Origin of the sequence: Collinsella sp. 4_8_47FAA (assembly GCF_000763055.1) — a bacterium.
GTDB lineage: Bacteria > Actinomycetota > Coriobacteriia > Coriobacteriales > Coriobacteriaceae > Collinsella.
Map to the genome: position 1 here is coordinate 458,180 of NZ_KN214135.1, position 6,957 is coordinate 465,136.

At 60.2% G+C, this 6,957-nt stretch carries 7 protein-coding genes; 3 read left to right on the plus strand and 4 right to left on the minus strand.

From position 1 onward, the window contains the following. Nucleotides 1-78: 78 nt before the first annotated feature. Together thrC and thrB are read left to right on the plus strand one after the other, a co-directional pair. Nucleotides 79-1,596 carry a threonine synthase gene (thrC, locus tag HMPREF9463_RS05380; protein WP_035137630.1) on the plus strand — a complete coding sequence of 506 codons (1,518 nt, stop codon included), beginning with the start codon at nt 79-81 and terminating at the stop codon, nt 1,594-1,596. 202 nt (nt 1,597-1,798) lie between these two features. Then, nucleotides 1,799-2,680 carry a homoserine kinase gene (thrB, locus tag HMPREF9463_RS05385; RefSeq protein ID WP_035137631.1) on the plus strand — a complete coding sequence of 294 codons (882 nt, stop codon included), beginning with the start codon at nt 1,799-1,801 and terminating at the stop codon, nt 2,678-2,680. Between the two features lie 236 nt (nt 2,681-2,916). On the opposite strand, the gene yihA is transcribed toward thrB, so the two are convergent. The 4 genes from yihA to HMPREF9463_RS05405 all read right to left on the minus strand — a co-directional run bounded on the left by yihA (nt 2,917) and on the right by HMPREF9463_RS05405 (nt 6,257). Continuing rightward, a complete protein-coding gene (yihA, locus tag HMPREF9463_RS05390) occupies nt 2,917-3,507 on the minus strand; it encodes a ribosome biogenesis GTP-binding protein YihA/YsxC (protein ID WP_035137632.1) in 591 nt (196 codons plus the stop codon). A 39-nt stretch (nt 3,508-3,546) separates the two neighbouring features. After that, entirely contained in the window at nt 3,547-4,287 is a 741-nt protein-coding gene (mtnN, locus tag HMPREF9463_RS05395; RefSeq protein ID WP_035137633.1) for a 5'-methylthioadenosine/S-adenosylhomocysteine nucleosidase, read from the minus strand. Nucleotides 4,288-4,409: 122 nt separating this feature from the next. Continuing rightward, complete coding sequence (gene pflA / locus HMPREF9463_RS05400; RefSeq protein ID WP_035137634.1) at nt 4,410-5,228, minus strand: pyruvate formate-lyase-activating protein; 819 nt, start codon at nt 5,226-5,228, stop codon at nt 4,410-4,412. A 174-nt stretch (nt 5,229-5,402) separates the two neighbouring features. Beyond that, on the minus strand, nt 5,403-6,257 hold the full coding sequence (locus HMPREF9463_RS05405) for a DegV family protein (protein ID WP_035137636.1): 855 nt from the start codon (nt 6,255-6,257) through the stop codon (nt 5,403-5,405). Between the two features lie 334 nt (nt 6,258-6,591). Between HMPREF9463_RS05405 and HMPREF9463_RS05410 the strand changes: the two genes are divergently transcribed. Then, on the plus strand, nt 6,592-6,957 hold a 366-nt coding region (locus HMPREF9463_RS05410), incomplete at its 3' end, for a helix-turn-helix domain-containing protein (protein ID WP_035137638.1).

A 6,957-nucleotide genomic window follows, 5' to 3' on the forward strand; every position in this document is an offset into this window, starting at 1 on the left:
CCTCTGCGAACCTGTTTTGCGCGCTCTGATACCATGGTTTCACCGATTGGGACCAAGGCATCCGAGGAGCAGTGTTATATGGGAACTTATCATAGTACACGAGGACGCACTTTATCGTGCTCAAGTAAGGTGGCAATCCGTACCGGCATCGCTCCCGACGGGGGTCTGTTTGTCTCGGACGAGCTTGGCACCCAGCAGGTCGATATCAGCTCGCTTGCAGATAAATCGTACTTTGAAATCGCTCAAGATGTGTTGGGAATGTTACTGAATGATTACACGGCCGAAGAAATTTCGGCGTGTGTCGACGAGGCATACCGCGGCACGTTCGCGAGTGAAGAGGTTACGCCGCTCGTCAAACTCGACGCAGCGCCGGGCGCTGACGCCCCTCAGACCTATGTGATGGAGCTCTTTGGCGGCCCCACAAGCGCCTTCAAGGACGTCGCCCTGCAGATGCTCCCCCGCCTGATGGCCCGCACTTCCGCCAAGGACGGCGGCGCCGAGCGCATCATGATCGTCACCGCCACGTCAGGCGACACCGGCAAGGCCGCGCTCGCCGGTTTTGCCGACGCTCCGGGCACGGGCATCACCGTCTTTTATCCCGAGGGCAAGGTCAGCCGCGTCCAGAACCTGCAGATGTCCACGCAGGAGGGCAGCAACGTCGCCGTCTGCGGCATCCGCGGCAACTTTGACGACGCCCAGAGTGCCGTCAAGCGTATCTTTGCCGATAAGGAGCTAGCTGAGCGTCTTGAGGCCGCCGGCACGGTGCTTTCGAGCGCCAACTCCATCAATGTCGGCCGTCTGGTACCGCAGGTCGTCTACTACTTTGCCGCCTATGCGCAGTTGCTGCGCGCCGGCGCCATCGAGGCCGGCGACGCCGTGGAGTTCTGCGTACCGACCGGCAACTTTGGCGATATCCTGGCCGGCTACTATGCCAAGCGCATGGGCCTGCCCGTCGCCAAGCTCATCGTCGCGAGCGACAAGAACAACGTGCTCGCTGACTTCCTGACCACCGGCGTTTACGACCGTAACCGCCCGTTCTTCACGACCATCTCGCCGTCGATGGACATCCTCATCAGCTCTAACCTGGAGCGCATGCTGTACTTCCTGTCCGATGGCGACTGCAAACTCGTTGCCGGCCTTATGGAGCAGTTGGCACAGACCGGTCGCTACGAGGTACCCGCCGAGCTGCTGGCCAAGATCCAGAGCGTCTTTGGTTGCGGCTGGGCCAGCGAGGACGAGGTCCGCGCTGCCATCAAGAGTTGCTGGGATGCGAACGGCTACGTGATCGACCCGCACACCGCTTGCGGTTATCACGTCTTTGAGCAGGTCGCCCCCGCCGAGGGCGCCAAGGCCCGCGTGCTGCTTTCGACCGCTAGCCCCTACAAGTTCCCGCGCGCTTGCTGCGACGCCCTGGGGCTCGACGTTCCCGAGGACGACTTTGAGGCCATGCGCGTGCTCGAGCAGGCGACCAACACGGTTGCACCGGCCCAGCTCGCCGAACTCGAATCCAAACCCGTCCGCTTCGAAGACGTCTGCGACGTAGCCGACATGGCCAACTACGTCGAGTCTGCAGCAAAAAAGATGACTACCAACTAAAACCCCTTATAAGGCGCCGGCGAAAGCCGGCGCACCTTCTTTTTATTTAGCTTTCGGGATAATGACGAGCATGCGAGCGGGTCTGGCCGTTTAGTTCGTCGCGAGTTCCGCACGAGCCGGAAAGCACTTAATGTGCTTTCCGAGCGAGCCAGGACTGCCCGAGCAGCGAACTAAACGGCCAGACCCGCCCAGGAGGACCCACATGATCAAAATCACCGTCCCAGCAACCAGCGCCAACCTAGGCATCGGCTACGACACCCTCGGCATGGCCGTCAGCCTCTACTCGCACTTCACCTTCGAGCGCGCCGACAAGCTCACCATCACGGGCTGCCCCGAGGAGTTCCAAAACGAGAATAACCTGGTCTATGTGAGCTTTGTCGATGCTCTGGCCGCGTGGGGCGAGACAGCTTTCCCCGTTGCCATCGACATTCAAACCGACGTGCCCGTCGCCCGCGGCCTGGGCTCCAGCTCCACCTGCGTCGTCGCCGGCATCATGGCAGCCGCCGCACTGACGGGCCACACCGTCGACCGTGCCGAGCTTGTTCGCATTGCCACCGAAGTCGAGGGGCATCCTGATAACGTCGCTCCCGCCATCCTTGGCGGCGCCGTCTGCTCCTTTACGCCGACCAATTCGCTCCCCCAATGTCTGCGCTACGAGGTGAGCGATCGCTTGCGTTTTATTACCGTGATTCCGCCCTACGAGGTACATACGAGCGAGGCGCGCAAGGTCGTGCCGCAGGAGATTCCACTCTCCACCGCCGTATGGCAAATGGGCCGCATCGCCGGCATGACGCGCGGCCTGGAGACCGGCGGCCTTGACCTGATTGCCGCCGCCAACGACGACCGCATCCAGGAGCCCTATCGCCGCCGCCTCATCCCCGACTACAACGCCGTGCGCGACACCTGCCTTAACGGAGGCGCCAAGACCATCTGGATCAGTGGCTCCGGCTCGACCCTCATGGCCGTGACTGACGACACCATCGTGGCGAAGTTCCTGCAGGTCAAGCTGCGCGAGCAGTTCCCCAAGTGTGACACGCACATTCTGACGTGCGACACCGAGGGCGCCCAGATCGAATACCTGTAGTCGCCGTCCCGTATACTCGCCGGGGAGGCCAGGGGCTTTGCCCCCAAATCGTCCTCGGACATGGCAGGACCCCCGCTGTGCACTTCGTGCGGCGGGGGTCCTGCCGTCCTGCGGAAAGATTTGGGGGCAAAGCCCCTGGCCTCCCCTATGTTAACTTCGCCGGCGGCGGCTACAGGGACCTACACTCTGGAAAGTCGCCGGGCTGATGTTCTGCATTTTATTGATAGGGGCCCTTACTAGAGGCAAGCCTCGGCGATGCGCTTTTTGAGTTCGTCGATGCCAGTGCCGGTCTGGGAGCTCGTAATGATTACGTTCTCGGCCGGGACGTTGAGCTGCTTTTTGATGGCTGCTGCCTGGCGGGCCTGCTGGGTGCGGCTGAGCTTGTCGGCTTTGGTGAGGCAGACGATAAAGTTGAACTCGTTGCCCTGCAGGTAGTCGATCATGTCATGGTCGAGTTTACTGGGGTCGTGGCGAATGTCCACCAGCGGCACAACCAGGTTAAAGCTGCGCTCTGAGTCGAAGAAGTCGCCGATAAGCTCGGCCCAGCGGTCGCGCTCGGCCTTGGAACGACGGGCGAAACCGTAGCCCGGCAGGTCCACAAAGTGCACGTCGTCGGCCTCGAAGAAATTGATGTTGCTCGTCTTGCCCGGCGTGCTCGAAACCTTGACCAGGTTCTTGCGGCCGAAGAGTTTGTTCATGATAGACGACTTGCCCACATTGGAGCGGCCCACAAAGCTCACCTCGGGACAGGTGGACTCGGGGATCTGCGAAACCTTGCCGTAGCTGGCAACAAACTTGGCAAGCTGATAGTTAATGGAATCGGCCATGGATACTCCTTGGTCGTAGATTTTTACAAAACGGGTGTGCTATTGCGCGGCGGCGATACGACGAACGATGTCAAGCGTGATGCCGCTCGCGGTGCGAGCGTACTCATCCAGATCGAACTCGCGCTCGCAAAACGCGTCATATGCCTCGTCACAATTATCGCTGATAGCGCGCAGCACCAGGCAATCGACACCATTCTTGGCCGCGATGTGCGCAATTGCCGCGCCCTCCATCTCGACGCAATCGGCATGCGTGGCCTCAATCGCAGCGTTACGCATGGCGTCACCCGTAACAAAGCGGTCACCCGTGGCGATAGTGCCACACAGGAACTGCTTGGGGTCCTTCTCCGCAGAATTCTCATCCGCCGAGGCATCCACAAATCCATGCTCGGCAAGCACGGCGGCGGCAACATCAGCCAACGCCGGCGTCGAGACAAACTCCTCGAGTCCCGGCGCCGACTCGGCGATGAGCGCCGTGTCAGTATCGAGATAGCGCAGGCACTTGCCTATAACCACGTCGTTAATATGGAGCTTAGGGTTTAGGCCACCCGCAATGCCCGAAAACACAACGGCCTGCGGGGCATATTTGCTGATGAGATGCTGCGTTGCCGCCGCGGCGTTTACGGTTCCCATGCCAGCGGTCGTAGCAACAACGGACAAACCGTCGAGCTCGCCGTTGACAACGGTCAAGCCCGCCTCTTGTGCCACACGAGCGCCGTTCAGTTCTTCTTTAATCTGCGCAACCTCTTTTTCGAGTGCACCGATGATTGCGATGGTAGGCATACCATCCCCCAAACCCGTGAAAACTGCTATCCACGGTATGGTACCAGCATTTTGACTCAACCGCGCAATACGAAGTCGCTAGACCACCGCAGCGCGGGTATCGTAGAGGAGCAAAAGACTTGCTAGCCGATGGCGTTTTTTAGCTCCGCGCGGCGCTTTTTCATGCCGGTCATAACGGCATTACGCAACTCGGGCATGCGCGCGGTATCCATCTGGGGCACGCCCTCGAGCTTATAGGGAATGCCCAGTTGCTCGTACTTGACGACACCCATCGTGTGATACGGCAGCATTTCCAGGCCCACCACGTTGTGCCATGGAGCGATGAGGCGACCGAGCTTCTCGCACTCCTCCACCGTGTCGGTAATGCCCGGCACCACCACGTGGCGGATAACGACCTTAATCTTGCGACGCGCGAGCTCATCACCAAACGCCAGAATGCGTGCGGGATCGCAACCGGTCAGCTTTTTATGCTCGACTGGGTCGGCATGCTTAATATCGAGCAGTACCATGTCGGTCTCGTTGAGCACGGCATCGAACTTCTCGGGGTGGTTGGGGTCAAATACATAGCCACAGCTATCTAGGCAGGTATGTACACGGCCATCGGGGTTGTTGTGCATTGCACGGAACAGGTCGGCCAAAAACTCGGGCTGCAGGAGCGGCTCGCCGCCCGAAACGGTAATGCCGCCGCTGCGGTAAAACTCATGGTTACTCTGGAACTCATCCATCAGGTGTTCGACGGTCACCATGGTGCCGCCGTTGACCGACCAGGTATCGGGATTGTGGCAATACGCGCAGCGCATGGGACAGCCCTGAACAAACACCACAAAGCGGATGCCGGGTCCGTCGACCGTTCCCATCGTCTCGATCGAATGCACGCGGCCAAGGGCAAACGCAGAGTCCTCGGGACGAGCGTCCACACCCTCAAGCGTCATTTCTGCCATTCGCGCTACCTTGCCTCTCCTTGGATGTAACCAATTAAAATGCCAGAGCCATTCTAGCCCATGCGTTTGCGTTTAAACGTCTCGGGCTAGAATGGCACGTTTTAATCTATTCCCCATCACCATGGTTGGGGTCTACGTCGAGATGTCAGGCTGAAGAACGCTCGCCTGAGGCCTTTACGCCTTAAGCGTGAGCACCGCACCGAAGGCGGTCGGGCCGCAATGGCTCGAGATGACGCCGCCGACTTGAGTCCAGGTAACGTCCTTAAAGCCCAGGTCATGCGCATAGACTTCCATGTCATCGCGCAGCTCCTGGGAAAGGCCCACCGAATACGCCAGGCCAATGTGCGAGTAGTCAATCTCGCCCTTCGCAACCATGTGGTCAATGAAGGCGCGGGCGCACTTGAGCATAGAACCGCGGAACTTCTTGGTCGCCACGAACTTACCGCCCGTCACCTCAATGCAGGGCTTAATCTTGAGCAGATGGGCGCCCAGGAACGCGACGTTGGACAAGCGACCGCCCGCCTTAAGGAAGGCAAGGTCCGTAGGAACAAAGCCCAGCAGCACGCGGTCCATGACGGAGTTCGCGAAGGCGAAGATCTCGTCGACGGTGGCATCGGGGTGAGCCTCGATGTATTTGGCGGTCTCGACGACAACAAGCGACTGGCCCACCGAGACAAAACGCGTGTCCATGGAGTAGACGTAGTCGCGACCCTTGGCGGCGATCTTCGATGATTGATGCGAGCAGGTCGTGGCCTCGGAATATGCAAGATGCAGAATGGTCGCGTCGGGTTGCTCGGCATGGATGCGGTCGTACACATGCGCAAAATCTGCCGGCGCACAGCCGCTGGTCTTGGGCATCACGCCAAACTCGTTGCAGCGCGAATAAATCTCGAGCGGATCGATCGAGCCGTCCTCGACGGTCTCGTCACCAATCGTGACATGCATAGGCACGCGCACGATGCCGTAGCGCTCGCAGAGCTCTGGCGTCACATCCGAACCAGATTCAACCACGATTATGTACTTGCCCATTATTATCACGACCCATCTCGACGTTGGCTTTTTAATATGTGACACACGCCCGCCGTCCTGCTACAGAACGACCCCCAAGCGCCAAAGAGACGCCGCCCTTTGCACATAACAAAGGACAGCGTCTCCCTGGAAAACTCCGTGCTTATCTGAGATTCTACACGGTTTATTAAGGAGTGTTACTTATTCCGCAAACGGTCACTATATGCGGTAAGCGGTCCTTGATTATCAACTTCATCCGAACACTTCCCACATTCATCCGCACATGTGCGGATGAATGTGGGAACCCGATACCCTGAGGGCCGGACCGGCCGGCCCCGGGAGATCGGAGGACGGCATGTCCGGAAAGAAGAATAGGGGCTCCGCGAGGGCGGTCCCGAGGGCCTACGGAAGGCTCACGAGGCACGAGCGGGACACGGTCCAGAGGATGCTGGAGCGCGGGGCCTCGTGCAGGGAGATCGCGAGGGAGCTGGGCAGGTCGCCCTCGACGGTGAGCGCCGAGGTGGCGTCGCACAGGTTCGTGACGGCGCCGAAGCCCAGGCGCGGCGAGCGCGTGGACGCCTCCGCCGACCTGTCGGCGGCCTGCCCGCGCCTGGCCGCGTGGCCGCGATGCTGCAACGGCTGCGGCCGGTACCGCGCGATCGGCTGCAAGCGCCGCCCCCACGTCTTCTACGAGGCCCGGGCCGCGCAGCTGTGCGCCGAC